Origin of the sequence: Clostridium sp. BNL1100 (genome assembly GCF_000244875.1) — a bacterium.
Lineage (GTDB): Bacteria > Bacillota > Clostridia > Acetivibrionales > DSM-1351 > Ruminiclostridium.
Map to the genome: position 1 here is coordinate 2,634,697 of NC_016791.1, position 27,000 is coordinate 2,661,696.

The 27,000-nt window shown below is 35.7% G+C and carries 23 protein-coding genes and 1 tRNA gene; 6 read left to right on the forward strand and 18 right to left on the reverse strand.

What is annotated here, in order from left to right:
• Nucleotides 1–154: 154 nt before the first annotated feature.
• The 4 genes from CLO1100_RS11140 (at nt 155) to CLO1100_RS11155 (ending at nt 5,100) form a co-directional block, all read left to right on the forward strand.
• Nucleotides 155–1,423, forward strand: a complete 1,269-nt coding sequence (locus tag CLO1100_RS11140; RefSeq protein WP_014313849.1) for an O-acetylhomoserine aminocarboxypropyltransferase/cysteine synthase family protein — start codon at nt 155–157, stop codon at nt 1,421–1,423.
• 93 nt (nt 1,424–1,516) lie between these two features.
• Nucleotides 1,517–2,005, forward strand: coding sequence for an Lrp/AsnC family transcriptional regulator (locus CLO1100_RS11145; RefSeq protein ID WP_014313850.1), 489 nt, complete (start codon nt 1,517–1,519; stop codon nt 2,003–2,005).
• Nucleotides 2,006–2,122: 117 nt separating this feature from the next.
• A complete protein-coding gene (locus CLO1100_RS11150) occupies nt 2,123–3,901 on the forward strand; it encodes an NFACT RNA binding domain-containing protein (protein WP_014313851.1) in 1,779 nt (592 codons plus the stop codon).
• A gap of 20 nt (nt 3,902–3,921) precedes the next feature.
• On the forward strand, nt 3,922–5,100 hold the full coding sequence (locus CLO1100_RS11155; RefSeq protein WP_014313852.1) for a pyridoxal phosphate-dependent aminotransferase: 1,179 nt from the start codon (nt 3,922–3,924) through the stop codon (nt 5,098–5,100).
• A gap of 85 nt (nt 5,101–5,185) precedes the next feature.
• On the opposite strand, the gene CLO1100_RS11160 is transcribed toward CLO1100_RS11155, so the two are convergent.
• Genes CLO1100_RS11160 through CLO1100_RS11180 form a run of 6 tightly spaced genes read right to left on the reverse strand, consistent with a single transcriptional unit; the run spans nt 5,186 to nt 10,887 of the window.
• A complete protein-coding gene (locus CLO1100_RS11160) occupies nt 5,186–5,584 on the reverse strand; it encodes a VOC family protein (RefSeq protein ID WP_014313853.1) in 399 nt (132 codons plus the stop codon).
• Nucleotides 5,585–5,607: 23 nt separating this feature from the next.
• A complete protein-coding gene (locus CLO1100_RS11165) occupies nt 5,608–6,513 on the reverse strand; it encodes a DUF362 domain-containing protein (protein ID WP_014313854.1) in 906 nt (301 codons plus the stop codon).
• Between the two features lie 28 nt (nt 6,514–6,541).
• Entirely contained in the window at nt 6,542–6,709 is a 168-nt protein-coding gene (locus CLO1100_RS20265) for a YczI family protein (protein WP_014313855.1), read from the reverse strand.
• A gap of 11 nt (nt 6,710–6,720) precedes the next feature.
• Nucleotides 6,721–8,034, reverse strand: coding sequence for a Ger(x)C family spore germination protein (locus CLO1100_RS11170; protein WP_014313856.1), 1,314 nt, complete (start codon nt 8,032–8,034; stop codon nt 6,721–6,723).
• Complete coding sequence (locus CLO1100_RS11175; RefSeq protein ID WP_041700224.1) at nt 8,013–9,125, reverse strand: endospore germination permease; 1,113 nt, start codon at nt 9,123–9,125, stop codon at nt 8,013–8,015. The genes CLO1100_RS11170 and CLO1100_RS11175 overlap by 22 nt, the downstream gene beginning before the upstream one ends.
• Entirely contained in the window at nt 9,118–10,887 is a 1,770-nt protein-coding gene (locus tag CLO1100_RS11180; RefSeq protein ID WP_014313858.1) for a spore germination protein, read from the reverse strand. The genes CLO1100_RS11175 and CLO1100_RS11180 overlap by 8 nt, the downstream gene beginning before the upstream one ends.
• A gap of 157 nt (nt 10,888–11,044) precedes the next feature.
• On the opposite strand from CLO1100_RS11180, the gene CLO1100_RS11185 reads away from it, so the two are divergent.
• On the forward strand, nt 11,045–11,389 hold the full coding sequence (locus CLO1100_RS11185; RefSeq protein ID WP_014313859.1) for a hypothetical protein: 345 nt from the start codon (nt 11,045–11,047) through the stop codon (nt 11,387–11,389).
• Nucleotides 11,390–11,455: 66 nt separating this feature from the next.
• Here CLO1100_RS11185 and CLO1100_RS11190 read toward each other — a convergent pair whose 3' ends face one another.
• From CLO1100_RS11190 to CLO1100_RS11220, 7 genes are all read right to left on the reverse strand, one after another.
• Nucleotides 11,456–12,961, reverse strand: coding sequence for a family 43 glycosylhydrolase (locus CLO1100_RS11190; protein ID WP_014313860.1), 1,506 nt, complete (start codon nt 12,959–12,961; stop codon nt 11,456–11,458).
• 116 nt (nt 12,962–13,077) lie between these two features.
• Complete coding sequence (locus CLO1100_RS11195) at nt 13,078–14,532, reverse strand: GDSL-type esterase/lipase family protein (RefSeq protein ID WP_014313861.1); 1,455 nt, start codon at nt 14,530–14,532, stop codon at nt 13,078–13,080.
• Between the two features lie 179 nt (nt 14,533–14,711).
• A complete protein-coding gene (locus CLO1100_RS11200) occupies nt 14,712–15,704 on the reverse strand; it encodes a sialate O-acetylesterase (protein WP_014313862.1) in 993 nt (330 codons plus the stop codon).
• Nucleotides 15,705–15,999: 295 nt separating this feature from the next.
• Nucleotides 16,000–16,206 carry a hypothetical protein gene (locus CLO1100_RS11205; protein ID WP_014313863.1) on the reverse strand — a complete coding sequence of 69 codons (207 nt, stop codon included), beginning with the start codon at nt 16,204–16,206 and terminating at the stop codon, nt 16,000–16,002.
• 149 nt (nt 16,207–16,355) lie between these two features.
• Complete coding sequence (locus CLO1100_RS11210) at nt 16,356–16,874, reverse strand: DUF2798 domain-containing protein (protein ID WP_014313864.1); 519 nt, start codon at nt 16,872–16,874, stop codon at nt 16,356–16,358.
• Between the two features lie 161 nt (nt 16,875–17,035).
• Nucleotides 17,036–17,506 (reverse strand): CBO0543 family protein, encoded by a 471-nt coding sequence (locus CLO1100_RS11215; RefSeq protein WP_014313865.1) that lies wholly within the window; start codon nt 17,504–17,506, stop codon nt 17,036–17,038.
• A 158-nt stretch (nt 17,507–17,664) separates the two neighbouring features.
• Nucleotides 17,665–18,555: a YesL family protein gene (locus CLO1100_RS11220; protein WP_014313866.1), complete on the reverse strand. Its 891-nt coding sequence runs from the start codon at nt 18,553–18,555 to the stop codon at nt 17,665–17,667.
• A gap of 224 nt (nt 18,556–18,779) precedes the next feature.
• Here CLO1100_RS11220 and CLO1100_RS11225 point away from each other — a divergent pair.
• Nucleotides 18,780–18,862, forward strand: a tRNA-Leu gene (locus CLO1100_RS11225).
• A gap of 74 nt (nt 18,863–18,936) precedes the next feature.
• On the opposite strand, the gene CLO1100_RS11230 is transcribed toward CLO1100_RS11225, so the two are convergent.
• The 5 genes from CLO1100_RS11230 to CLO1100_RS11250 all read right to left on the reverse strand — a co-directional run bounded on the left by CLO1100_RS11230 (nt 18,937) and on the right by CLO1100_RS11250 (nt 26,999).
• Entirely contained in the window at nt 18,937–20,382 is a 1,446-nt protein-coding gene (locus tag CLO1100_RS11230) for a DEAD/DEAH box helicase (protein WP_014313867.1), read from the reverse strand.
• Nucleotides 20,383–20,775: 393 nt separating this feature from the next.
• Nucleotides 20,776–21,321 (reverse strand): GNAT family N-acetyltransferase, encoded by a 546-nt coding sequence (locus tag CLO1100_RS11235; RefSeq protein WP_014313868.1) that lies wholly within the window; start codon nt 21,319–21,321, stop codon nt 20,776–20,778.
• Nucleotides 21,322–21,509: 188 nt separating this feature from the next.
• Nucleotides 21,510–22,901: a patatin-like phospholipase family protein gene (locus CLO1100_RS11240; RefSeq protein ID WP_242836731.1), complete on the reverse strand. Its 1,392-nt coding sequence runs from the start codon at nt 22,899–22,901 to the stop codon at nt 21,510–21,512.
• 92 nt (nt 22,902–22,993) lie between these two features.
• On the reverse strand, nt 22,994–25,330 hold the full coding sequence (locus tag CLO1100_RS11245; RefSeq protein ID WP_014313870.1) for a hypothetical protein: 2,337 nt from the start codon (nt 25,328–25,330) through the stop codon (nt 22,994–22,996).
• A gap of 127 nt (nt 25,331–25,457) precedes the next feature.
• The gene (locus CLO1100_RS11250) at nt 25,458–26,999 is read right to left on the reverse strand and encodes a WG repeat-containing protein (protein ID WP_014313871.1); all 1,542 of its coding nucleotides are present in this window, start codon (nt 26,997–26,999) and stop codon (nt 25,458–25,460) included.
• Between the last annotated feature and the right edge of the window lies 1 nt (nt 27,000).

Below are 27,000 nucleotides of genomic sequence, written 5' to 3' on the forward strand. Positions count from 1 at the left end.
CTATGGCCGTATATACCATAGTCTTTTTCTCTTTTTTATTAAATTATATTCACACCTGTCTTGACAAATATGTATTCTATTTTATATTCTTTTGTTATAAGAAAATAATATTCATTTTAGAGATAATTCGTTTAATTTTATATGAGGTGATTATATGTCATGGAAAATTGAAACCAAATGCCTTCAGGAAGGCTACAAACCAGAAAACGGTCAACCACGTGTACTTCCTATTTACCAGAGTACAACCTACAAATATGACTCTACCGAGCATGTTGCCAAGCTTTTTGACTTATCTGTTCCCGGGCACATGTATTCCAGAATCAGCAATCCTACAGTTGAGTGCGTTGAAAACAAGATTGCCGCACTGGAAGGCGGTATCGGAGCTCTCTGTACCTCATCAGGACAAGCTGCTTCTCTGATATCAATTCTTAACATATGCGAAGCAGGAGATCATTTTGTATGCTCAAGTACTATTTACGGAGGCACAATAAATCTTTTCGGTGCCAGCTTGAAAAAACACGGTATAAGCGTAACTTTTGTTGATCAGGACAGCTCGGAAGAAGAGATTCAAAAAGCTTTTCAGCCTAATACAAAAGCTCTATTCGGTGAATCAATTGCCAATCCTAAAATCAGTGTACTTGATATAGAGAAGTTTGCAAAAATAGCCCATAAAAACAATGTTCCCCTTATAATTGACAATACCTTTGCAACACCTATTCTACTGAGACCTATAGAGTATGGTGCAGATATTGTAATACATTCCACTACAAAATACATGGATGGACATGCCGTAAGCGTTGGTGGAGTTATAGTTGATTCAGGAAACTTCAACTGGGAAAATGGCAAGTTCCCCGGTTTAACAGAACCTGATGATACTTACCACGGTATGGTTTATACAAGAGACTGCGGTAAAGCTGCCTACATAACCAAAGCAAGAGTACAGCTTATCAGGGATTATGGCTGCTACATGTCTGCGAATAATGCATTTTTACTGAATCTTGGACTTGAAACCCTCCATTTGAGAATAGAGCGTCACTGTCAGAACGCCGAAAAAGTTGCAGAATATCTTTCAACAAGTGATAAAGTAATATCTGTAAGCTATCCTACTCTGGCAAGCGATCCATATCACTCACTTGCAAAAAAATATCTTCCGAAGGGTTGCAGCGGAGTTGTGTCCTTCAGAATTAAAGGTGGCAGAGAAGGTGCGGTTAAGTTTATGGATAAGTTAAAGCTTGCTGCGATAGTAGTTCATGTGGCTGATTGCAGAACAGCGGTACTGCACCCTGCCAGTTCTACACACAGGCAATTGAGTGATGAACAGCTTGTACAGGCTGGCATCGATCCGGGGCTTATCCGTTTTTCCGTAGGTATTGAAAATGTAGAGGATATAATAGCAGACATAAAACAGGCCTTGGAAGATTAACAATTATATAGTATGGATAATACTGCTTAGTATTTTAATTGCAGTGTTATCCATATTATTTTGTACCAGCCAATATTTTAATGAGGTGTTAATATGCAATTTACTTTTGACGAATTAGATAAACAAATACTTGAAATAATACAGGCAGACCCCGTAATTTCAAACAAAGACCTTGCCGAAAAGGTTGGGCTCTCTCCTTCTGCATGTCTCAGCCGTACAAAGAGACTAAAGGAAATAGGTGTTATAAAAAAGTTTGCAGCAGTTATGGATGAAAAAAAGCTGGGATATGAAGTAATAGCATTTACTTTTGTAACCCTTTCACCTCATACCAGGGATATAACTAATGCTTTCCTGTCTAAAATCAATGAAACGCCTCAGATACTTGAGTGCTATAATATTACAGGCAGCTGGGATTACCTTATTAAGATTGCTGCCCACAACCTAGCAGATTGCCGGGACTTTCTTATCGATACTCTTCTTTCATTTCCGGGCGTAAACAAAATTGAAACCAGTATGGTTCTAAGCACTGACAAGCAGAGTTTCAGCCTGCCGGTGGATTCGGCTGACCAAAAACAGAGCTAGTCTGTTAGCCTCTAAAATGGTATACTAAATATAATTTGGGAAATAAGTTGAAATAATTGCAGCTTTATTTTTTACAAATTGCGTTTGTTAAAAATATGCATGTCAGGAGCTTTAAAAATGCCATTTGATGGAATAGTAACAAAATGTATAGTCAGTGAACTAAATGATTTACTTTCAGGAGGTAGAATAGACAAGGTATTCCAGCCGGAGAACGATGAGATAGTTTTGTTGGTACGTTCAAAAGGTCAGAATTACAGACTTGTTGCAAGTGCAAATGCAAGTAATCCAAGACTTCATTTGACAACCTTACAAAAGGAAAATCCTGCTACTCCCCCTGTTTTTTGTATGCTTATGAGAAAACATGTTGCAGGCGGAAGGCTTTTGGATATAAGCTTCCATGATTATGAACGTGTCATTACATTAAATATAGAGTCTGTCAACGAGCTTGGAGACCTAACAGTAAAAAAGCTTGTTGTAGAAATCATGGGCAAGTACAGTAATATTATCCTACTTAATAGCGAAAATAAAATTATAGATTCCGTTAAGCATGTTGACAGCGATATAAGCAGCGTCAGAGAAGTCATGCCTGCCAGAACTTACATCCTGCCTCCTGCTCAGAATAAGGTGCTTCCTGAGAATATGGAAGTTGATAAAATTTTCAATGAAGAAAACATTGAAGGATCAAAGCATCCGGAAGGTTTGATTTTAAATGCTATTAAGGGATTTAGTCCTTATACCTGCCGCGACATATGTTCTGCTGCAAGGGTTCTACCAAAAACTCCTTTAAATGAGTTAAATGACTCTGATAAAGAAAAAATTAAGGTTGCCCTTGCAAATTATATTGACAAAATTAAAAGCAATAATTTCTCGCCCTGTATTGTTTATGAAGATAAAAGCTTGTTGAGGCCAATTGACTTTTATTGTTTTGAGCCTTCAAAGGAGGTTTTCTATAAAAGCTACGACCTTTTGTCCACAGCTTTGGACCAATACTACATGCTGCGTGATACCAACGAGCGTCTTGGCCAGAAAATGGGTGATGTTTTAAAGGTTGTCAAAAACGGTATTGAACGATGCCAGAAAAAGGCCTCAATGTTTAATGAAAAGCTTAGGGAAGTAGCAGACAGAGATAAACTTCAACTGTACGGAGAGTTGATTACTGCAAATATTTACTGTATCCCTGAAGGTGCAAAATCTGCAAAAGTACTGAATTATTATAGTGAAAATGAAGAATATGTTGATATTCCTCTAAACGAGTATAAATCTGCTCAGGATAACGCTCAAAAATATTTCAAGCAATATTCAAAGGCAAAAAGTACTCATTTAAATGTAACCAAACAGCTTGAGGAAACCTTGTCAGAGCTTGAGTACCTTCAAAGTGTCCTAGCTATGCTTGAAAATTGCAGTTCAAGACAGGAAATCGATGAAATTAGACAGGAGTTAATCGACCAGGGATACATTAGACAGTCATTGAAGAATGCCAGAAAAAAGCAGGACAAGCCGTCTTCCCCTCTGGAATTTGTATCAAGCGACGGATTTCAGATTTTAGTGGGCAAAAACAATAAGCAGAATGACTTGCTTACTCTAAAGACAGCAGCTTCCAATGATTTATGGCTTCATACAAAAAACATACCCGGTTCACACGTTATTATCAGGACTGAACGTAACACTGTTCCCGATTCTACATTGTTAGAAGCCGCAACCCTTGCAGCATATCACAGCAGTGCAAAATTGTCTTACAATGTTCCTGTAGACTATACCACTGTTAGAAATGTTAAAAAGCCTTCCGGCGCCAAGCCGGGTATGGTAATATATGAGAATTTTAAAACTATTAATGTTACACCTGAAGAAGAAATGGTAATTAAAATAACTAATAATAAAAATATTCTTTGTAAGTAGGATTGGGGGACTCATTTAAAATGATATCTAAAAAAATAAGCCATAATCTGGCTAATTCATCAATGATAAGAGCGATGTTTGAGGAAGGTGAAAAGTTAAGAAAAATATATGGAGCGGACAAGGTTTATGACTTTTCGCTGGGCAATCCTGATCCTGAGCCTCCTTTTGAGGTTAAATCTGCCATCATGGAACTTGCAGGCTCCAGCGAGCAAAAAATGCATGCCTACATGAACAATGCAGGATATCCGGAAGTAAGGGAAACTATTGCTCAGAAAATAAACAGTGAAACAGGACTAAATTTAAGCTTTACCAATGTTGTTATGACTGTCGGTGCAGGAGGTGCTTTAAATATTGTTCTTAAAACACTGCTTAACCCAGGTGAAGAAGTAATAGTATTTGCACCGTTTTTTGTAGAGTATACTTCTTATATCGATAACCACGGAGGAAAAACGGTAATCCTTAACACTGATTTCAAAACCTTCCTTCCTGACCCTGAGCTTTTAAGAGCCAAAATAACTCCTAGTACCAAGGCAATTATTATAAATACACCTAACAATCCTACAGGTGTTGTTTATGGAAGAGATACTTTAGAAAGTATTGCGAAAGTTTTAGAGGATAAGAGCAATGAGTACGGAAATACTATTTATCTTATATCCGACGAACCATATAGGAAACTTGCTTATGATGTTGAGATTCCTAATATTTTAACAATTTATAAAAATTCAATAATGATTGACTGTTTCAGTAAATCATTATCACTTCCCGGTGAACGTATGGGATATATCGCTACAAATCCTGAAGCGGACGACGTAGCTACCCTAATGAGCGGTCTTATTTACTGCAACAGAGTGCTAGGCTTTGTTAACGCCCCCGCCCTGTTCCAGAAAGTTATCGCAAAATCTATTAACTCATTAGTTGACATAAATATTTACAAAGAGAGAAGAGATTTATTGTATAACAGTCTTACTGAATTCGGTTATGAATGTGTTAAGCCTGACGGAGCCTTTTATCTGTTCCCGAAAGCACTAATTCCTGACGATATTGAATTTAAAAACCGTGCTGTAAAATACAATCTGCTTATTGTACCGGGTTCAGGGTTTGGAGCACCGGGCTACTTCCGGCTTGCATACTGTGTAAGTCTTGAAACAATTAAAAACTCTCTGCCGGCCTTTGAAGCTCTTGCAAAAGAATTTAAATAATTCTGAACTGTCTTTTTTAATAAAACACCCGAAAAATTTGCTTTCCGTAAATTTTTCGGGTGTTTTTATTTTTCAATTTAATTTATTAGTTATTTTCATTATAATCCAATCCCCATGTTATTCCGTACTTATCCCTTACTACAGCATGGTACGCTCCCCAAAAGGTCTTCTGAAGTTCATATTCCGCCTTTCCTTCCTTTATAAGGTCTGCATATACCTTCTCTATTTCCTGCTTTGAATCCATTCCAAGTATCATCTGAATATGAGAGCTTTGTGATTTGTCACCGAAAATGTCTGTAAGATATATAACACAATTTTTGCCGACATGAAGCTCTGAATGCATTACCTTACCTTCATGTCCTTTGAACATTTCCTCTGTATCCGCAATTTTAACATTTTTTAGTTCTCCGCCAAAAACATTTTTATAGAATTCCATAGCTTCTTGGCAATTATTTACTGATATATTGGGTATTATACTTTTCATATAGTATCTCCTTTTATATAATTTTATCCTTTGTCTACCGAAAGACCATCTCCGTATGCGACCTGACTGAATATGTTTTCTGCCTGTACCAACGGTATTCCCTCAATAGTGATTTTCTCAATATCACTTTCACCAATTTTTTTATTACTGCATTCGAATAAATATCGTATTGCCTGAGGCTTAAACCCCATAAGCCGTGCTGCCACAGTATCTGTTGCTACCGGATCGCACCCTGCAACCACCAGTCCTGTATGTCTGGCAATACCTTTTGTAGGACCTGTTCCAATCATTGCCGGGCTTGCACTTACTATTGACAAATCAATAGGTATTTGCTCAGCCATTGCTGATATGAACCCATGAAGCTCCTTATGGATTCCACAGTTTTTCTTTGGATGACCATGCTCGTCTGCCGGAGGCCAACCCAACGCTATGTTTTTAATTGCAGCCGATATTGTTGCCTCTTCATGTTGTTTTAACTGTGTAAAAGAGATAAGTACAGTAACCTCTTCCAAAAGCTTGTTTATATTAGTGGACGGCACAACTGAATGGTTGAGGTTTATCCGTATAAATGGTCCATGATTAAGGTCAATAAATTCTACCCCTTCATTTCTTATTACTTCTCCAAATCCGACATTATTCATTACATCAGCTGTCTCACCATCTGCCGTACCGGTTGCAACTACAATTCTTTTGGGTTGCATCTGCTTTATCATTGATATAATCTGCCTTAAACTTTCCGGACCTACAACTACCCCTGAATCAGGACTTTTTTTATTATTTACCCAGTTAGGAGTAATAACAACAACATCCTCTTTACCGATTGCAGGTAGAACCTGGAGGAGTTCAACAGCTTCTTTTATAGCAGTTGACTCATTAACATTCCGTGTAATAGCTACTGATGAGTTTTTCCATCGTCTTTCTTTTCTCATATTACCTCCAATTTACAGCTGTGTATATTTATTTATTCTTCATATACAAAATGACCATCGGGACTATTGTACCAAGTATGGCAACTACGATTGTACTGAAGCCTCCCAGCCTGTTTCTCCGTTTTATCTGGTTAATTCCGAAAGTAAATGTATAATATCCGCTTAAAAGCATTAAAAACATCAGTATATATATCATATCTCTTACTCCTATTTTGCAGTTTTATCACTGTATCTTACCGGCATACTTTCAGCCATAAGCCCGGTTCTTCTTATATTAGTATAAACACTTACATTTATCTTGGCATCTATAAAATGTGATAACCAGTTATATTTTTCAAAATCGTTTATTGTTAAAAATTTACTTGCAGCGTAATAACCAAAGCCGAAAATATCGGTTCCCATTTGCTTCTGAACTTTTTCTACAGTTTTGCTTACCCCGTCTTCTATAGAACCCTTTAATAATCCGTTTAATTCATTCATTTTATCTATGCTTTCATAGTGCATACCGCTTTGTATACCAACTATGTCAGCTTCAATATTAAGATTTAAGTCAATTACGGGTTTGCTTTTGTCAAACCTTACCTTGATATCGGGTTTTCTTCCCGGGCGTAAATCAAAGGGTATAGCCATTCCGGGATTCTTTTTGTCCTCAACAGTCAAAATTCCATGTTTGAACTCGTTTATTATCATCATAAAATAACGGGTTTCATCTGCATTTAGGGTACCGGTTAGCTTGTCACCGTTAAATACAGCCGTTCCTATCATTTCCTGTTTTAGGTTACCTTTCTTTGGAACCTCACCGGGATAAAACTGCTCGTCGGTTTTCAGTGGAGGCTCTTCCTCAGTTTCTTTTTTGAGGTTCTTAAAATTATTCAACCCTACATATAGTGCGTATGGCTGTGAGTAAGGCGATATAGTACTCCTGTAAACATTTGTAAAAAAAGCCATAGGGAACAGTCCTGAATTTTCCGACTGAGAAAATGCAAGCTCTATTGATTTTGAAATATTTTCACCTATCAGTGTTTTATTTTCCATGATATAGTCTTCTGCTTTTCCCCTGCAAATACCTACCGTTGCAATACGTCTGGTTTCTCTGAATCTCGCAAAATCGGACAAATATAAGTTTATTCCCTCATATGCTAATTGCTCTGAGAAAATAATACCCTTGCAATGGACAAGGGATATATGTCTGGAAGTTGAAGTACTAAGTAAATTGATACCTTCCAGCACAGTTGAGGATTCTACCGTAGTGACAATCGTTCCGTCAACCTGACCTGATTCCTTTTCTTCACTTTTTCCGCCCCCGCCTCCTCCGCCGCCGGCGCCTGAAGCACTACCGCCTCCCCCTCCTTTATATGTGGGAAACTGAACAGTCAGCCTTATTTTATTATCTACTCCCTTGTCAATTCCAATCATTATTGCATATACCTGATCGTCAATATTTTTACTGTCTGTTGTACAACCTGTTAAAATATATACAAATATCATTGCCAGAATGATTATTTTACTGACTTTGCGCATTGTCTATCCCCCTTTTTGCCGAATATTACTGAGATTAATAAGACTAGTATCGGTATTCCATATATTAATGCCATACTGTATTCACGCATAAAAACGATATTTGTTTTTGCAAGCTCTATAAGGCCCTCAGGCAAAAGGGTCACCATAAATGTTAAGAAAGCAAATTGCAATATCAAAGGTCTATGATTACTAATCTTAAATGCTTTGCAAAAAATACTAATAGCAATATAGAATGCCAGTCCAACAGTTATTAGGGATGCAATAATCCAAATAAAAAGAAATATTGATTCAATTCTTTGGAAGAACCTGCTAAAATATATGACTCTGGCCAACTGGAAAAGATCTGACACATTTTCGCTTGCCATTGTGTAGTCGAAAGCCATAATATCGCATAATGATGAAAGAGAGAAAGCAATTCCCGAGATAACAATGCTATATATTCCTACTTTCTTAAATGTCTTAACACCGTCTATTGAGTTTATTATAAATGCCAATATAATTACTTCGTCATATGCTGAGCTTCTGAAAAAACCTGATTTTATTGTTTCTGCAATACCATAGCCACCGATTGGGAATATAGCTCTTACATTATAATAAGGATACGCAAGAAAGAGAATTATGATTATTCCTACAAATATGGGATAAAAACTAACTGCTGCCAACCTGGCTATACCCTCTAGTCCAATATACGCCAAAATTACCACTACTGCCATAAAGGCAACAATTATTAAGCTGGGTGGTGTATAGGGAAGATTATATGCCTTTATCATTTCGAGAAATTCCCTGAGACTGGATCCTGCGTAGTACACAAAATATGCCGAAAATATAAGCGTTAATATCTTTCCAAAAAATCTACCCGTAACAAGTTCAAATATTTCAACCAAGTTTTTGCCCGGAAATCTTTTCATAACCAAGGAGATCATGAGGAAGAATATTATGGTTATAATACATGATACAAGGGTCATATACCATGCAGCTGTTCCTGTGTTTTTTATCATAACACGTATACTAGTATAAAAGGTTTTTGATGCTATAACAAGAGTAATCAGGTAGATTGCTTCTGCTGTCCCGAATTTTCCTTCTTTAATCATCATCTTCATCCCTTTCATAGCTGTATTTTGGCTCATCCTCAGTCCACTGTCTTGATATCTTGGCTTGTCTTTTCTGTTTTAAAGCATTTAAATAATCCGGTCTGTAAATTTGCTGCCATGCAGGTTTTTTAATGAATAAGTCACTGCTTTCTTTTGTTTTAGGGGCAATAGGAGCAAAAAATGGCACTCCAAATGATTTGATATTGGTAATCAGTATAGCAAACAAAGCAATTCCAATGCTTATTCCATAAAATCCAAGTAACGCTCCCAAAATAATAAAGCAGAAACGGGATACTCTCGCTGCTAATGCCAGACTGTAATTGGGTATTGCAAAGTTGCCAAGGCCAGTTACCGAAACAACTATTATCAAAACGGGGCTTACAATATTTGCCTGAACGGCAGCCTGTCCGAGAATCAATGCACCAATAATACCCAGTGTGTTACCGATTATACCTGGAATCCTTATACCAGCCTCCCTTATAAGTTCAAAGGATAATTCCATTAATACTACCTCAACTATTGTTGGAAACGGTACATTCTCTTTTGCCTTTGCTATGGCAATAAGAAGCTCTGTAGGTATCATTTCCTGATGGAAATTGGTAATGGCAACATAAAGACCCGGCAGTAATGTAGCAATAAATGCGGCTATAAACCTTATTAGCCTTATTAAGGTGCCATATGGCCATCTCATATATGAATCCTCTGGGCTATGCATTAGAGATGGAAGAGTTACAGGAACAATCTTTGCAAAGGGTGCTCCTTCAACAAGTATTGCGACCTTTCCTTCCAGTAAGTGCGAAGCGGTTCGGTCAGGCCTTTCAGTACTTAATATGGTGGGCACAATTGAATATGGATTATCCTCTATAAACTGTTCTAAAATTCCGTCCCCAAGAACCATATCGCTTTTGATGTTTTTTATTCTTCGCTTTACCTCTTCTATTATTGCAGGATTAGTTATTCCGTTTATTGACATAACCGCACATAACTGTTTGTTTACATTTCCAACCTTAATAAATTCGGTAGTAAGGTTGTTATTTTTCACCAATTTTCTGATAAGGGTTACGTTTGTTCTCAGATTTTCATTGAATGCTTCCTGTGATCCAAGAACCACTCCTTCTATAAGAGGTTTTTCTACTCCCCTTTTGTCATAGCCTTTTGTTTCATTGGAAATATAAAAGTTACACCCATCAACATATAAAAGTGTATTTCCTGAGAGAATTTCGTACATAAATTCATCGGGATTATCTACTTTTTTTGCCTGATTGGTCTGCAATATGTTGGACAATATAAAATCCAGCTTGCATTTATCATCAGAATCTTCATCGAATTTGTCGTCGTTTACCATTAGCGCCCTTAAAATAAAGTTGTTTATGGTTATCCTGTCAACCATTCCGTCAATATATGCAATAAATGCTTTGTACTTTTTTGCGACCGTCAACTCCCTTATAATAATATCTTTATTAACAGGAGAATTAAATTTATGCTTTATATATTTTATATTTTCTTCAATGTTTATAGATATTTTCTCATCGTCAGCCTTTTCATATTCAGGCTTATTTTCTTTATTTGATTCTGAAACAGGAACAGGCCTCTTAATCCTTCTGTTTTTTAGACTTTCTCGTTTTATGGTAGTATTTTTTTCTTGCTCGGTTTTAGTATCTTCATTATCTATCTCAGGAACATAAAATTGTTTTACAGGTTTTTTTTCTTTATACGTTATATAAGAAAACAGAGTTTTTATAAAACCTTTCTTTTTACTCATATTGTTCACCTTAATCTCTTTTTAGTTGTAATTAGTATAAGAATATTTTAAAAAAGGTATCCGAAGTAATTTTTGCAAATATACTCAAAATATGAGAAAGTTTTTATATAATAAGAATAATATATATTGATACAATAATATGCAAAGGACGGTTTTTATGAGTAATATATTTACTGAAAACGAGAAGCTTTTCTATATAGATATAAAAGAAGGGCTTATTTGTGAAGGAAAATTTATAGAAAATAACGGCAACGGAATCTGGATCAAGTTAAAGGGAGATGCCCTTAACACCTATGTCTACTCTGACTTAGTTGATGAAAGAGTCTTTAAAGATTACGGCCCTGCTGCTGAGGGACTAGAAACGATTAAAAACAAAATGAAATCAAGACTTTCCAAAGATGACGCATTTATAAAAGATTTGCTTACAAGGCTAAAGAAAAGCGAAGGTGATCTGTATGCCACCATTATTGGAGAGATATTGTATGAAAAAACAAATACCTAGTTTAAATTAAAAGAACTGACTGCTGTATTATTAATAATACAACAATCAGTTCCTTTTTAGATTATTTTAATTAATTATTATATCGTCATATACAGCAGTATTTGTAAAACTGTTTCCGGTGTCCAACGCAATTCTGTCAAACTGAGCAGCGGAACCTGTAAACGGGCAACCTGATTTTATGAGAATATCATTAATGTATGCGTCAAATTTCTGAGTAGAGGTATCGGCAACAATTTTTAAATTGTACCACGCGTTTGCAGAAATCATTTGTATTACATTTCTTGTAGAAGTTCCCGTAAGCCAGCCAAGCCCTTCTTCAAAATTTATAATGTCTATTCCTATGTTGGTTCCATTGTAAAATCTGATTCTATCCCATCTCCCGGTATTAGCATATTTAAAGCTTACGTTAAATGTAACTATACCTTTTTTCGCCGGAAAATCCTTGTAGGCATAACAATAGTTGGATGTTGTGCTATCCGACATTTGTAAAGCCTTATCTCCGTCTACCGAAAGCACTTGTAAATCAGTCGATGCAGGTTGACTTACATTCCATTGATATGGATCAGCGTTTGTCAGCACTCCTTCGAAAGTATACTTGCGATAATCATTAGCAATAGCACCAAATTCTGCTGCAACCTTTACCGTATCAGTGTAGTTTAGAGATACTGATGTTTCATTAAATAGTAAAGGCATCATCAGGTATGACGAATCACTGACTTTTCCTCCCCACGCACCGGCCCATCTATCAGTGAGGTAAACAAAATTTTGTCCTACCGGAAAAACACACGCCCCCTGAGAGTCATAGCAGGTTGCATTTCCTAGGTTTGTTAAGCCCGTCCATCCTGAGGATATTGATGTGGAAGTAGCATATTTCTGCTGGTTTGGACTCCATCCCGTGCATCCTGATGTTATCAGATAATATGTATTGTCACGTTTAAACATACATGGAGCTTCTCTTTTTTGTCCCGGCCAAAGAGTTACCACTTGTGAGGCTATTGATTTATAATCAGATGTCAGCCTGTAAACTATCAAATCAGCATTTTCGTTTGCAGCAGAGATAAAATAGCCTGTACCATCAGTATCCACAAAGGTAGTACAATCTCTTGACATATTATTATTGGGTCTGAAACTTCCGAGATAAGTAAATGGCCCTGTCGGACTTGTACTGTATGCTACAGCTGCCCTTGCTAATGAATAGTCCCTACCGTTTTCGTAATGCATCCACATTACATATTGATTAGTTGATGCATTGTACATAACTTTCGGTCTTTCAATATTACAGGAGTTAAGCTCTGCCGCAGATGTACTGGATAAAGCATTGCCTCTGTCTACCCAGTTAACTAGATCGGTAGATGAGTAAACCTTCACTGATACAAACAGGTTATTTGTATTACGGTTTTCTCCATACCAATAATATGTATCACCAACCTTGATGATGCTCCCACCGTGCGCCTGTACTCCTCCGAAATTTGTTCCGTTATTGATTATGCCAATATCAGCAAAAGCCACAGAGGTGCCTAATATAAGCACAGCAAGCATAACCATAAATAAAACGGCTATTTTTCTAATCATATTTTCCCCTCCTAAAAAACAAGTCTTTACTAATAATATACATATGTTTTCTATTATTGTAAATAATTTGAATTCAGTTAATAGGAATACTTTTTCATCTCTGAAATCCAAAGAAGTTATAGGGTGAAAAGGTTAATGTCTATGGCTTCTGCAACTTTTTCATATCCAGCCGGACTAAGATGCAAATGGTCTCCGCTATCATATGTACTTAGCAGCTTGGTTGGATCGTTTGGATTTTTAACTGCAGCATCCAAATCTATTACTGCATCAAATTGACCGCTTGTTCTTATCCAGCTATTTACTGTCTGTCTTGCCTGTTCATGTATGTTGCTATCGTATTGTGAGCCTCCAAAGGGTGTAATTGTAGCTCCATATACAAGGATATTTTGGGAATGTGCCTTACTGATAAATTCTTTGTAGGCATTTATTAGGTTTGTTGCTACTGATAAAGAAGAACTTGGCCCTATATCATTAACCCCCTCAAATACGATGAGAAATCGCACTCCGCTTTGTTCCAGTACATCACGCTGGAATCTGGAAAGCGCAGTCGGCCCTAAACCTCCTGAAAGTACGGCATTTCCGCCTATTCCCTGATTAAGTACCGATATATTTAACGTAGAAGGATTATCTCGTAAACGACGTGAAAGGTTGTCTGTCCACCTATTGTTTGCGTTTGAGGTGGACCCTCTGCCGTCAGTAATAGAATCGCCCAAAGCAACTATCCCTTTACATGAGTCATCGGTAAGTACATCTATTCCGGCTATAATATACCAGTGTTCAGTAGTAACTGCCGTGGGCATACTCAAACTATTAACACTATTACAGGTTTGAATATAAGATATTGTCCTGGAGCCTGGATGGCCTGTTAATGCTGACGGTACACTTCCAAAGTATATTGTAATGGCAATATTTTTAAGCTTTGATAAACTAAAATTAACAACATCTGAAACAACAGTTTTTCCGGCTGGAATTGTTACAGCTTCCCTTCCTTCGAAAGTCACTGCCTTGTCTGTACCGTCCTGAATTGAGCTTCCACCTGTTGAAACGGCTAAATGAACAGAATTCATGGTAACAGGTGTACTCCCGTATTGATTGGAAAATTTCATTCTCAATTGATTCCCACCAATTGATACATGTACTACCTGACGAAGGGTATTATTAGTTAATCCCGGACTTGGCGGCATATTAGCAGGTTCAGTCAATTGCTGTGCCGCTGTCCATGTACCAACCCATTTAGCTGCCGGTTGTGATGGGTTGTAAGGTAAATTGCTAACCTTCCCCAGTAAGTATTGCTTCATTATTGAATAATCAATTGCATCCACTGCATTATCTTGGTTTAAGTCCATAATGTTACTATATTTGTCACCCTGATTCATTATATTTTGCTTTAACAATGCTAAATCCAGAGCATCTATATTTCCGTCATTATTGCAGTCCCCGAATGCTAATGCATCGACTGCCAGTTGTCTGTCCATTGGTGCAGCTGAAGTAGTGTAATTATTAGGTATCAACATAAACATTAATGTGAAAGATATAATAAACGAAATAATTCTGTTTATTATCTTCAACAACTATGTACCATCTCCTTTAATATTATAAATATACAGCCCAGTCTACAAGCCAATTCATTATACCAATTACCAATATTTACAGTCAACCAATCATATTAAAAATAGGCACTAGTTAAGAAATATTTTATTCAGATTGATAGTACTAAATAAATCCTTACAAATTTACTACTATAAAAAAATTACCAGCCGAGGGCTTGAATCATCTTTTCAGCATATCTCTTGCCCAGTGTTACTTGTGAATCATGACCAAAATGAAGCTTCCACTGTGTATTCGAAGGATCAACTACCAAGCCGCTTGCAGATACTACAGAACAATTCTTTACAATAGAAGGCAGTTTATTTACCAGTGTATTATGTCCTGCACAGCTACCACTGTAAAGCAATTCTCCGGCAATAAAAGGAATATCGCCCAGATTAAGATCCTTTTTCAGGTCTTCTACTAATGTATTTACCTTACCTGGCCAAGTGGTGTCCCCATTATTTGATTCACCTTGATGGAAGAGAATACCTTCAATTACTCCTCCCTTTTGCTGGGCGAGCTTTGCACGGTTAACAATCCAATTATATTTACTTCCGCCGGACTTTAGAAAAGTCTCTATTCTCTCGCCGTTAATAGCACAAGGTATCAATCCTATCGTATCACCGGCAGGTATTTTTTCTACAATGGTCTTTGCAAACCAGTCACCAGGGCCAATGGCACCCTGATATGTTGAATGCAGTGGAGGACAAGCTATATCCCACTGATCCGTTACTCTTCCGAGAGCAGGGTTATTGTCATATCCTAATACAAGTACCCGGGGATCTTCTACTTTATCAGAAGCCAGTGCCTTGGGATAACCCTCCATATTTGACTGACCTAACAATAAGAAACAATGGAATTTCGGCTGAGTTACTGAATCAACCGGAAATTTGGATATCTGTCCCAACAGATATTTTTTGAATAAAGCGATGTCAAGAGCTGTAATACTGCCATCACCGTCTACATCTGCAGCCGTAGTGTTTGTAATGCTTTTAATCCCAAGCAAATGCGATTTCATTGCTGCAAAGTCCAGAGAGTCCACAGTACCACTGGAGTCAACGTCCCCATAAACCGTAGCTGCTTGAATAGCACTAAAGCTAAATGCACTGAGAATTAGCATTAGTACTAACAATAAATAGATTTTTCTTTTCATACAAAATCCTCCCAAAAATTATTTTTGATATTTTAGTACTATCAATCTAAAATATATTACAAATTTTGTATTAATCGTAAATGTTTGTAGAAGTTAACAGTGATTTTAAGTTTAGCTCTCTTTGACGTGTATTTTGGAATTTTTATAGGTTAGATTATAGATAAGTCAACTTGTCTTTATTTTACCATTACTTACATTTAAAATCAATGAAGGGGAAATACGGAAAATATGACAAAGGGGTCTGTCACCTATATACCGGACTGACAAGACCCCTTCTGGCCGTACTTTAACTTCATTAACTACTTATTTTACCGGATAAGCTACTCAACTTGTTTTCTAACTCGTTAAGCCTGTTATCAAAATTATTACTATCTGTTACTCCAACAACAGTACCACATACCAAGCACTGAACAAATGACAAATTATAGTTGGTTCCTGCTAAAGATTTTTCAACAACCTCAAAATTATGATTATTACATTTAGGACATGTACTCCAAGCCATACAGCAACCCTCCTGTTGTTTTTCTAAATTAATAACAATTAAGCTCCGTTATACACGGAGCCGTAAAAAGGATGTACCCTATGAATAAGGTTTGTAATTATTTTACATCTATCGTATTAATTTAGTATTTTGAAATCGTTAATTTCTTGTTAATTTGATTCCAAATTTAATTCGGAAGATTCTACATCAACCTCTATTTCATTCTTTGTCTTTTGTTTGAAGATTGCACCAAAAAGGAATCTAACAAAAGGCTGTATGAAAAACAACTGAGTTAACAGTGCAAACGGAAAATTAAATACAATTTTCTGCATCCACTGAGCAAGAAACTCTGTACTTATTCCGTTATATAAGATTGTAGCTATAAAACTCATCGTTGGACACATAAGTACAACCGTTGAACAAATTATAGCGGTTGTTATAATATATGGTTTTTCATCTCTCGGATTTATAATCCGAAAAGCCATTTTTTCTGCAAGTGGACCGACAATAAATATTTCGAGTAAAAAAGCAAACAAAAACTCAATTCCAACTACTTTTCGAGATGCTATAAATACCTGATTAGACATTCCCCCCATCTCGATGGCAAGATTATAAAATACGAATAAATGAACCGTGATTATAACGGTTAAAAATGCAAAAACTACTCTTTGAAACTTTGTTGTTGGCATAAAAACTCCCTTTCCTGATTATTATGAATTTTGACAATAAAAAAACACATTGCAACACTTTGTACCGTAATCAGATTTACGTGCAAAGCACCACATGTGTCGTTTTCATTTCAAAAAATATTTAATTGACTTAGTTATTATGCAATATTTCCTTCAAAAAGTCAAGGTGTTTTGCCTTTGAAAAACCAAAGATAGTACTTTCTGGATAGGTACAGTGTTAAATAAAATGTAATCCATGAATAGTACCAAGTCCAGTGGATATATTCAATCAGGTCAGTGTAAGTCTCACATAATACCTCAAAAATTGTCATTCCTGTACAGTAACAAAAAAAGTATAAAAACTGCTTTTTCTTACTGCTGTCTTTTGGGTAATGTAAATTGAAAATAACACAAATTGAAGGGTATATAAAATATTCAAAGGAAAAGCTTGTTCTGTTTGCATAGGAAAATAATCTTACAGGATACTCTATAAGTCTCATTTGAACTATTATTAGTCCTAAAAGCCAGGTAACAAACTGTTGAAATAAGAATATAACCTGAGCATGCCTTATTTTGTTTTTGGGGACAAAGACTATTAACGTTATAATCATTAATATCCAAGCAGCAACTAATATCACTATTTCCTTCAACATATATTCTCTCTTATATCTATTTATTTACAACAATAATTGTATTTTCATTTATCTATGTTTACCTTTTTATCGGTTTTTATTTGAATTAAATAAAAAAACATGATGCAAAATTGATTTTGCATCATGTTCTTTTTCAATTATTTTATTATTTTATTATTTTATTCTTTTCCTTCAGGCAGTTCTTTTTTATAAAAACTTTCACCGCTATCATCATCTGAATCTTCTTCGTCTTCATCATCTTCTGCTGTAGGCAACATAGGTTCTACGACATATTTCTTTATAGTAGGATCAACGAAGAAATTATTCATAAGTCCAATGAAGCTAGGAATAATGAGTAAATATAAAACTGCTCCAATGATAGGGTTATAGAAAGTTGCGTACGCTATTAAAATGTTTAATATTAAAAACAGTATGTTTGGCAATAGCTTTAAAAGCGAAAATATAAATGCATTCTTATAAAGATTTTTTATACTTAATTTTACTGTTACCAACATTGGATATAAATATAAATGCATAATACAATACACAATTATGGATAGAAATACAAAAGCTGATGCCGCTGTCGCAAGTATTCCTGGGGTACTAAGATAGAAATTCAATGCTATACCCAAAATATACATTACAACAAAATCAATCCCTGTTATTATCATACCTTGTTTAAAATTCTTGATGAAATTATCCTTAAAATCCCACCAGATAAATGCATGTTGTTCTCTGGAATAATTCCTCATAATATAAGTGAAACCTGCTTGTACGGGCCCAATTGTTACCACTGATAAAAAAATCATAATAGCTGCAAGGAATACCCTGAGATAAAAATCGCTAAATCCTGTATTATCTATTTTGACTTTCTGTAGATAAACGGTGGAAACATATAATGCCAATAGCAAAGCGGGTATATTGCAGAGAACGTACAAAAAGTTAATCTTTATAAGATGCCAGAATTTCCTTTTTAATACCTCAAAAAATATAAAAAATCGCGGTTTTGGAGGTGCATCTTTATCAACCCCAGGTCCCGGCTTATTGTAATTTGCACTAAATAGACCCACGTATAACTCTCCTTTTTATTTGTGTCATTAAATAGTATTGTACCAGCCGTAGCATTTCACTTCAACACATTTTGCGTAAAATAAATAATTTATTTACATTATGTTATGGTAATATAATTTAATAATTTTTTTTAAAATATTGTATTGACAACCTCAATAGTAGCTAGTATAATCATACTTGCTGATGCGGAATGCGGCAGCGAAAACACAGAAATTTAATAGATGCGGTCGTGGCGGAACTGGCAGACGCGTACGTTTGAGGGGCGTATGGGAGACCGTGTGGGTTCAAGTCCCACCGTCCGCACCAAAAAAAGTAATCAACATAATATGGTTGATTACTTTTTTTATGTCATTTTTCTGATACTTGCTTCTACATAATTGTCATTCATCCACCGTTTTGCTTACCTTGCGAAGTCTTCCTTTTATAGGTGTTTTCTGTAATTCCTTAAAGACCAGCTCACCTTTATTGTTTAATATTTCTACAAACGTAGATACATCAAGTATATTGATGATACCTATATCTGCCGCTGTCATACCTTTTAAATTACAGAGTGTCCCAACGATGTCCACCGGCCTCATCTTGGTTTTCTTTCCTGCATTGATATGTAATTTCATAATCTCTTTATTAAGTTGCACACCTTTTGTTTCTTTAATTTCAGGCGTAGTAACTATTTTCTCAGAAAATTCCTGCTTTAAATTATTCACAGTATCTTTATCGGGTATTTCTTTTAATAAAATTTCTTTACCAATGTATTGATTTATATCATTCAGATACTTACTTTCATCTTTTGTTACAAAAGTAATAGCTTTGCCATCCCTGCCTATACGACCGGTTCTCCCTATCCTGTGTACATAAGTTTCACCATCTTGTGGAATATCATAATTAATTACAAGTGAAATGTTGTCTATATCTATCCCTCTGGCTGCAACATCTGTAGCTATCAGATACCTGAAATAGCCCCGCTTGAAGTTATTCATTACTCTTAATCTGTCACGCTGCTCCATTCCTCCATGAATCTTTTCACAGGAATACTTGAAAAGTGAAAGTTTATTATATACCTCATCCACCTTTTGCTTTGTATTACAAAATACTATACAGCTATCCGGGTTTTCTACTATTGTTATATCTCTTAAAAGGTTTATCTTATTTACTCGGTCTACATCATACCTCTCCTGATGCACCCTTTCTGCCGTTGGATTTTGCTCCTCTATTTCAACACGTATAGGCTCTTTCATGTATTTGTTGCATAGAGCCTCTATATCTCTTGGCATTGTTGCTGATAGTAGCACCGTAACACGTTCCTTCGATAGACTTGATACTATAGTCTCTATTTGTTCAATAAATCCCATATGGAGCATTTCATCAGCTTCATCTATTACAAGATACTTTATTTTTGATGTGTCAAATGTATTTCTTTCGATATGGTCTATGATACGTCCCGGTGTTCCAACCACTACATGCGTTTTTTGTTTGAGTTCCTTTTCTTGATTATAGAAGGGAGACTTGCCGTAAATCGCTGATACTTTAAGCCTTTTAAATCTACCTAAATTAAACATATCTTCCTTCACCTGAATAGCAAGTTCTCTTGTAGGTGTAATCACTAATGCCTGAGGTTTATTTTCATCCCATTCTACCAATTCACAAATGGGGACAGCAAATGCAGCTGTCTTTCCACTTCCTGTTTGGGATTTTACTATAATGTCCTTTTGCTCTAAAACAGCTGGTATAACCTTTTCTTGAACCTTTGTAGGACTTTTAAAATTCAACATGCTTATTGCTTTTAATATTTCACTACTCAATTTATAATCACTAAAAGCTGGGTTCATTTTTTAGTATCTCCTTTATCACGATTTCTCTTTTGGCTTATTTTCCTTAACAGTTTCGGGAGAAATCTTAGCGGGCCCTAGTATTTTTCAAACTTATTCTTCTTAATAATTATTTATTTTTCATACTTAAAGCCTATTTTATACTTGTCCATTATTACAATGTACAATTATATCATATCTTAAAAATAACCCTAACACAAAATAATACTCCTATGAGAGGGTAAGGTAGACTGTGTGGGCTCAAGTCCTACTCACCACACAAAGAAAAGAGAAGATTACTTAGTCTTCTCTTCTATAAATTATTCAAGTTGCGCTCAGTTTCCAAAAGAGTATTGCTTTTACTCAGAAAGACAGTGAATTATAATACCTGTGTGAACTACAATATCAGATTCTTTAGAGAGATTGCCACTCTTCTGCTAATATCGCATATACACAATCATCATACCATTGGTTGCCCAACCTACAACTTTTAATAAAGTGAGCTTCTTTTCTAAATCCGATTTTTTGAAGAAGTTTTATTGATTTTAAATTATCAGGGTCAACTGATGCAGTAATTCTATGTTTTTTAAAAACAGTAAAGGCATAATTAATTACGGCCTTGACTGCTTCCACAGCATACCCGTTACCTTGATATTTAGGAGAAAGTGTATAGCCAATTTCAATCTGATAATCATCCTCTAAAAAATGAATTCCAATATCTCCAATCAGTTGCCCTTCCTTTAAGCACACAGCCAATTGCATCCACGTATTTCTTGTGTTAGGGCATACAGAAATATTTTTATTAATAAACTCTTCAATTTCGTCGATATCCTTTGGTCTCCATGCTTGGTATTGATAAATCTCAGGCATGGAACGATATTGGAAAAAATCATTTTTATCTTCCATTTTAAGTATTCTAATTAACAATCTTTCTGTTTGTATAAAATAAAATTTGTGCATTTATTATTATTCCTTTTTAAATACTTTATTAGTATCTATTATGCATCTTTTTTATTTTCTTAGCAAACAAACAGTCTCCATGTATCATAAAACCGCTTAAAATCTATTTTTCACAATTAGTTAGAGTCAAAGTTTAATCTCTAGCTTTCCCATTTCATTTCTCAATTGTAATAGTAGTTTAAATTCATTCATCTCAGACGGTTTCCAACCGTCCCATTGCTTCTTCCCGATTCCTGACTTAATAAAAACTCACAGACAGGGTTACACACGTTCTGGCACTCAAAATACTTTACCACATCCACGTAAGATTTGGCGTTGACCTTGTCAAAATCTTTAGGATCAGGTGTGAAGCTAAAAAGTTTGAGTGGACTTGCATCCAGCTGAATACAGTTATCATTAAAAGGCTGTGTTCCTGACATATGAGCCTCTCCGGTACCTCCAAGCAGGCTCAAATATTGTTTTATAAAATCCAAAATGTTAAATATCGGTGTTTGTTCATCCTTGTTTAGTCTGAGACCAAAAGTATTTGGCTGGGATGAGCTGTTTGAAAACTGTTTGAAGGCATTTATAGGAATATTGTTAGTTAGACCTCCATCTACCCAGACCCCTTCCAGTTCCCTATGGTTTTTCCAGTCTGAACTTCCAAAGATGTATTGCAGGTCTTCGGGCTCAATTATTATAGGTTTATATGCAAATGGAATACTCATTGAAATACGGACAATATCCGCCGCGGATATTTTATTTGTCATATCATCAAAGCTGGAAAAGATGTAACTTTTCATATCCAGCATATTAGTACCTGTAAATGCAAGCTTGGTTTTAGTCAACTTACCCAAATCACCGATAGAAGTATTCATATAGAGTTTCTTAAATTCATAAGATGATTTACTCTGATCATAAGTACGGGATAAGTCAGATATACTGGCATTTTTAAACATATCAGGGTTCTCAATTCTCACCCTTGCCATAGAGATCCATTTGTCAAAGAAATTTCTTATTTCATTTCCCGTAAATACTCCAAAATCGGTATGAAGGCAGTAAACTAAATCTCTTTTCCCTTTTTTGATTCTAAGAAGTACTTCGTCGGGTAGGTTGTTTTTGCCGAAATTTGTAATCACATCGTCTATAATTGGGTTTAAATATTTTCCTATTATTCCTTGAAACTCTCCCAGCTTAAAATCTCTTAACGTTTTGAATTTTATTCCAAGCCCCTGTAATATCTTCTTGTGTATATCACTTAGACCATTTAAACGTTTTTGTTCTCTTTCAAGGAACCTTGTGTTGCTCATTTTATTATTGTTTATTAAAAACGGCTGCTTATTTATATCAGGTCCATCAAAGAATTTATTAAAGTTCTCCAGCTTTAAAATGTCTGTTATCTCTCTGGAATTATATCCGCATGCCAGAAAGAGCGATGTTATAGAGCCGGCGGAAGCGCCGGCTACTCCTTTTATATTTTTGATACGGAAGTTCTCATGCTGAATTACATTTATATCCTCAAGAGCCTTGATTGCTCCGATAAAAGCATTGCCACAGCCACCTCCGCCTTCTAAAGCCAGATATTCTATATCTTCCTTCATTATCTTCAACTTAAGTATCCCCCCCCTATTAAAAGGCTGTTGTTTATTATCTAAACAATAAGTGACTTGTATTAACATAATTCACTGAATTCCTAAGCTTCCAGTTCATCACTCTTCTGAAGAATAACTAATGAGGTTGGGATTGTAACTTCCCACTGTTCACCGGTAAATACACCTTCTGCCGTATCATTGGTCTGTGATTTTATTTCATCAATAATCGATACATAAAGATCATCATCAATAAGAGGGACAGTTCCTCCATTCCAAAGCTTGCCGGTGTTTGTATAGAAAGCCAGTGCTTCTTCATAATTGGGGCGAACGGGGACAATCACCTTTGCTGCACCTGCATGCAGGAACTTGGTGAATTGTGGGTCGGAGCCTTCAGTGTCTTTAATTGCATCATCCCAACCTTCATTTCTCCCCCAGAAATATGGATAGAATACATACGACACTTGTTCCCACTCAAAAGCCTGCTCAAAGAATTGCACATTTTCACCAATTTTCGGAACACTGTTTAGTTTTATATTAATTTCTGAATCGGTTTCGTTGAATGCACTAAAATTAAATTCCTCTCCCCTCAGTAAGTGAATACACCACTTTTTCAATTCTTTCTTTTCAATTTCTCTATTTGTTGCCGGATTACTATAAACGGGTTGGGTATATTCCAATTCAGAGAGCTGTTTGCGGTATTCTGCCATCTGAGCTTCATAAGCCTCCACTATGGCTGTGTATGTTTTAATCTGCCAGCTTTCATAAAGTTCGGGGGTTCTTTCACACTCGACAACGATATTTATTGCAACTCCGGCATAATCTCTCATCATTATGGCTACAGGTATATCACCTATATAACCGTCAAGGTTCATTATTTCGAATAGCTGGGGTTTATCTCTCCATACTTTTCCTATCACTACCTGAAAATCACTATTATTACCTACACCGCCTCCTCCGGCATATGCCCGCACAGCTTTGTATCCATCCGGCACTTTAAGTTTTTTGGTTACATTAGTTACTATAGCAGGATGATCTGCAGGTATATCATAGGATTCTCCAATTGATACCAGCTTAACAGGTGGCGGTGTAACTCCCTTTACATTATATTGATGTATAAAGTTATTGAAATTGTTCTCGGTTATATCTCTATGTGTTATACTCAGTGCACTGGGCATTTTCACACCTTTTTTCATTTCAGTCTTTGATTTCTTATTTATAAAGTTGTAAAAAGCAGCCGGCTCGGGAACGATAAATTCATAAAGCATTCTCTTGCCAAAATTGAATATTTTTGCTTCGTAAACCTTATCCACCCATCTATATATCCCAACCACATTATCAGCACCTGTTTTGTTGTCGAAAGAATGGTTGTTTTTTTCTTCTATCTCGCTTATTGATGTACTTGTACGGGACTCTTTAACTCTTTCCGTTATTTTGGAGACTGCACGTGACACTATTTCTCTGGAGTAGTCCGAAGCTATTCTGTTTGTTTCTGATTGTGAACCGGAGTGTGATATATTTGTGTTTGCAGTAAGTTTGACAAATTGTCCGTAAGAAGCGGATACACTCAAGCCTGCGCTAAAATCGGTATTTGAGGAAATTATGCTTTGGGATTCTCTTTGAAGACTGAACCTTTCACTGTTTTGAAGATCCTTTTCATCCTCTTTTGTTGTTTCTGTTTCTAGAAACGAAACATCTTCTGTCCTATCAAGCCTCCGGTGAATCCTCTCTCTAAGCTCTCCCTTTAGTACATTTTCAATATAGGCTATATCACCCATTTTAGCCCCTTTATATGTCTGCTTGACAACTTTAAGGTCGCCTACGCCCAGTACTTTGAAATGTTCACTCTGGGAAGGATTTGAAGAGGTTTTATTCTTGAAAAAATGCTTTGGAATAACAACTGATGCATTTAAAATTGTATGTATATCTTCAATAGTCTTTGTTTTGATATCATTGTTTGTTAAATAATCTATAAGGTTTATTACTCTTAGGGAGGTAATTACATTTTCATGAGCCTGAGGATCGTCATATGTCCAATAGGCAAACGAAAGCAGCTGCTTCCAAAGTATACTGTAAATACTTTCATTCGTTTCTTTATTTTCCTTCTTAACCGATGAATAAAGCTCCAATGAGCTTGCATACCCTTTTTCCATAAGAATAGCATCTATATCATGTATGAGTTTTTCAATATACTCATTTTTCTGTATATTAGATGCCAAACTATATATACAATGCATAATATCGTAAAAAAAAGGTGGGATTTTCGTGGTGTATGAGCGGATTTTTCTTGCTGCAAGATATCTGTTTCTATAACTTGCTATAGAATGTGTCAGGTTGTCATCAATGTTTAGCGTATAATTTAGGTATTTCAAACCGTCCTTATAATTTATTACTTTTTGTGCAGGCCTGATGCCTACAAATCGGAAAATTTCACTTTCCAAATACATCGCCCCCTAAATAAAATTTAAATTTAAGGTCTAAAAAAACAAAAACAGAGTGCAATTTACATAATTATACAATTAGCTCGATACTGTGTCAATGGACTAAATGAATTTTTTGGAATAATTTTTAATTTTTTGAAAAATTGTGTTCCATTTTGTATATTATCGCACTCTTCTTGCCATTATTATCAAAAGTAAAAATCTCAAACTCTCTAGAGTCTGAATAACAGGGCGTCATATTCTTATAACTTTGCTGTGTAATTGCTTTCCCGTCTAATCCAAATAATTTTGATAAACCATTGGCTTCAGCACAAATTACGTTTTTTACAACCTGAATTCTTGTGAAGTTTGGATTTAGAATAACTGTACCTTTTTTATCAAGTATTCCGAACTTTCCTTTTTCCTTTACTATATACAATTGATTTTCGTAACTATGTTCAATTGAATCGTATTTAGGATTCGTTAAGTACTTTCCATTTTTATCTATAATCCCGTACTTACCACCTTTTAATACAACTGCAGTTCCAAATTCAAAATTCTCATTACTGTTTTGATCTTTCATTATTTCAAATTGTGCCGGAATAACCAGCTTATTTTTTATATTGATATAGCCTATTTTTCCTTTTATAACAACCGGGGCTAAACCGTAACAAAATGTCCCTGCTCCATCATACTGCGGTTTAATTATCTCTTTACCGTTTTTATTTATAAAACCGTATTTGTTACCTTTTTTTACTTTTATATATCCATCGGCTGATATTGTACCGGCAGCGTCAAATTGCGGCTTAGCGAGTACAGTCATATTTTTATTTATTAGACCCAATTTTTTACCTTGAGAAAAGAAAGTGATATCATTTCTCCCAAAGTCATAAATATTATCATAAATCGGGTTAAGTACTACACCGTCCTTAGTTGCAAGCCCCACTTTTTTATTTTTTACAAATGGAGCAAATCCGTCTCTATAGTCATATGCTTCATCAAACTGAGGCTTAACAACCTCCTTTCCGGCTTCATCAATATACCCCCATTTATTGTTAAAATCCTTTACCTGAGCAATCCCACCCCGAAAGCTGATGAGAGTACCGATACCTTCTGCTTCATAGCCAATCTGTGCATATTTGGGGGCAAGTATCTCTTTACCTGTCTTATTGATAAGTCCCCATTTCCCATTAACACATACAGGTGCAACACCATCAACAAAATTAAACACATCATCATATTTTAGTGGTATGACTTCTTCTCCTGTAGTGTCTATGAAGCCCCATTTTCCATTAAACTCCACCCTGGCAAGTCCTTCAAAAAAGTTTCCGACACCATACATATCATATTTGATGTCAGTAATTTTTTTACCGTTCTCATCTATAAAACCAACTTTATTTTCTTTTGTAACAATAATAAATCCATGAAAGTAATCCCATATATCATCATAAATTGCATCTACTATAATAACCCCGTCTTTATTTAAAACTCCATATTTTTCACCTTTTTGAAATTTTAAAAGTGGCAGGTTATTGTCATTTATATCATAATCTGAACTTGAGAATCCCTTTAAATTGTCATACTTAGCTTGTATAATTGTTATTTTCGAATCTAAAGAAGCTGCACCAACATTTGTGCATAGTAATAATGATAAAACTGCAGTTAAAAAAATAAGACATCCTCTCTTCATA

Coding starts and splice junctions, on each gene's coding strand:
- CLO1100_RS11205 (WP_014313863.1), bottom strand. CDS start 16,206: ATGGCTTGGAGTACATGTCCTAAATGTAATAATCATAATTTTGAGGTT.
- CLO1100_RS11165 (WP_014313854.1), bottom strand. CDS start 6,513: ATGAGAAAAGAAAGACGATGGAAAAACTCATCAGTAGCTATTACACGG.
- CLO1100_RS11215 (WP_014313865.1), bottom strand. CDS start 17,506: ATGTTGAAGGAAATAGTGATATTAGTTGCTGCTTGGATATTAATGATT.
- CLO1100_RS11155 (WP_014313852.1), top strand. CDS start 3,922: ATGATATCTAAAAAAATAAGCCATAATCTGGCTAATTCATCAATGATA.
- CLO1100_RS11190 (WP_014313860.1), bottom strand. CDS start 12,961: ATGATTAGAAAAATAGCCGTTTTATTTATGGTTATGCTTGCTGTGCTT.
- CLO1100_RS11235 (WP_014313868.1), bottom strand. CDS start 21,321: ATGCACAAATTTTATTTTATACAAACAGAAAGATTGTTAATTAGAATA.
- CLO1100_RS11180 (WP_014313858.1), bottom strand. CDS start 10,887: ATGAGTAAAAAGAAAGGTTTTATAAAAACTCTGTTTTCTTATATAACG.
- CLO1100_RS11140 (WP_014313849.1), top strand. CDS start 155: ATGTCATGGAAAATTGAAACCAAATGCCTTCAGGAAGGCTACAAACCA.
- CLO1100_RS11160 (WP_014313853.1), bottom strand. CDS start 5,584: ATGAAAAGTATAATACCCAATATATCAGTAAATAATTGCCAAGAAGCT.
- CLO1100_RS20265 (WP_014313855.1), bottom strand. CDS start 6,709: ATGATATATATACTGATGTTTTTAATGCTTTTAAGCGGATATTATACA.
- CLO1100_RS11145 (WP_014313850.1), top strand. CDS start 1,517: ATGCAATTTACTTTTGACGAATTAGATAAACAAATACTTGAAATAATA.
- CLO1100_RS11240 (WP_242836731.1), bottom strand. CDS start 22,901: ATGAAGGAAGATATAGAATATCTGGCTTTAGAAGGCGGAGGTGGCTGT.
- CLO1100_RS11200 (WP_014313862.1), bottom strand. CDS start 15,704: ATGAAAAGAAAAATCTATTTATTGTTAGTACTAATGCTAATTCTCAGT.
- CLO1100_RS11230 (WP_014313867.1), bottom strand. CDS start 20,382: ATGAACCCAGCTTTTAGTGATTATAAATTGAGTAGTGAAATATTAAAA.
- CLO1100_RS11185 (WP_014313859.1), top strand. CDS start 11,045: ATGAGTAATATATTTACTGAAAACGAGAAGCTTTTCTATATAGATATA.
- CLO1100_RS11150 (WP_014313851.1), top strand. CDS start 2,123: ATGCCATTTGATGGAATAGTAACAAAATGTATAGTCAGTGAACTAAAT.
- CLO1100_RS11250 (WP_014313871.1), bottom strand. CDS start 26,999: ATGAAGAGAGGATGTCTTATTTTTTTAACTGCAGTTTTATCATTATTA.
- CLO1100_RS11170 (WP_014313856.1), bottom strand. CDS start 8,034: ATGCGCAAAGTCAGTAAAATAATCATTCTGGCAATGATATTTGTATAT.
- CLO1100_RS11210 (WP_014313864.1), bottom strand. CDS start 16,874: ATGCCAACAACAAAGTTTCAAAGAGTAGTTTTTGCATTTTTAACCGTT.
- CLO1100_RS11175 (WP_041700224.1), bottom strand. CDS start 9,125: ATGATTAAAGAAGGAAAATTCGGGACAGCAGAAGCAATCTACCTGATT.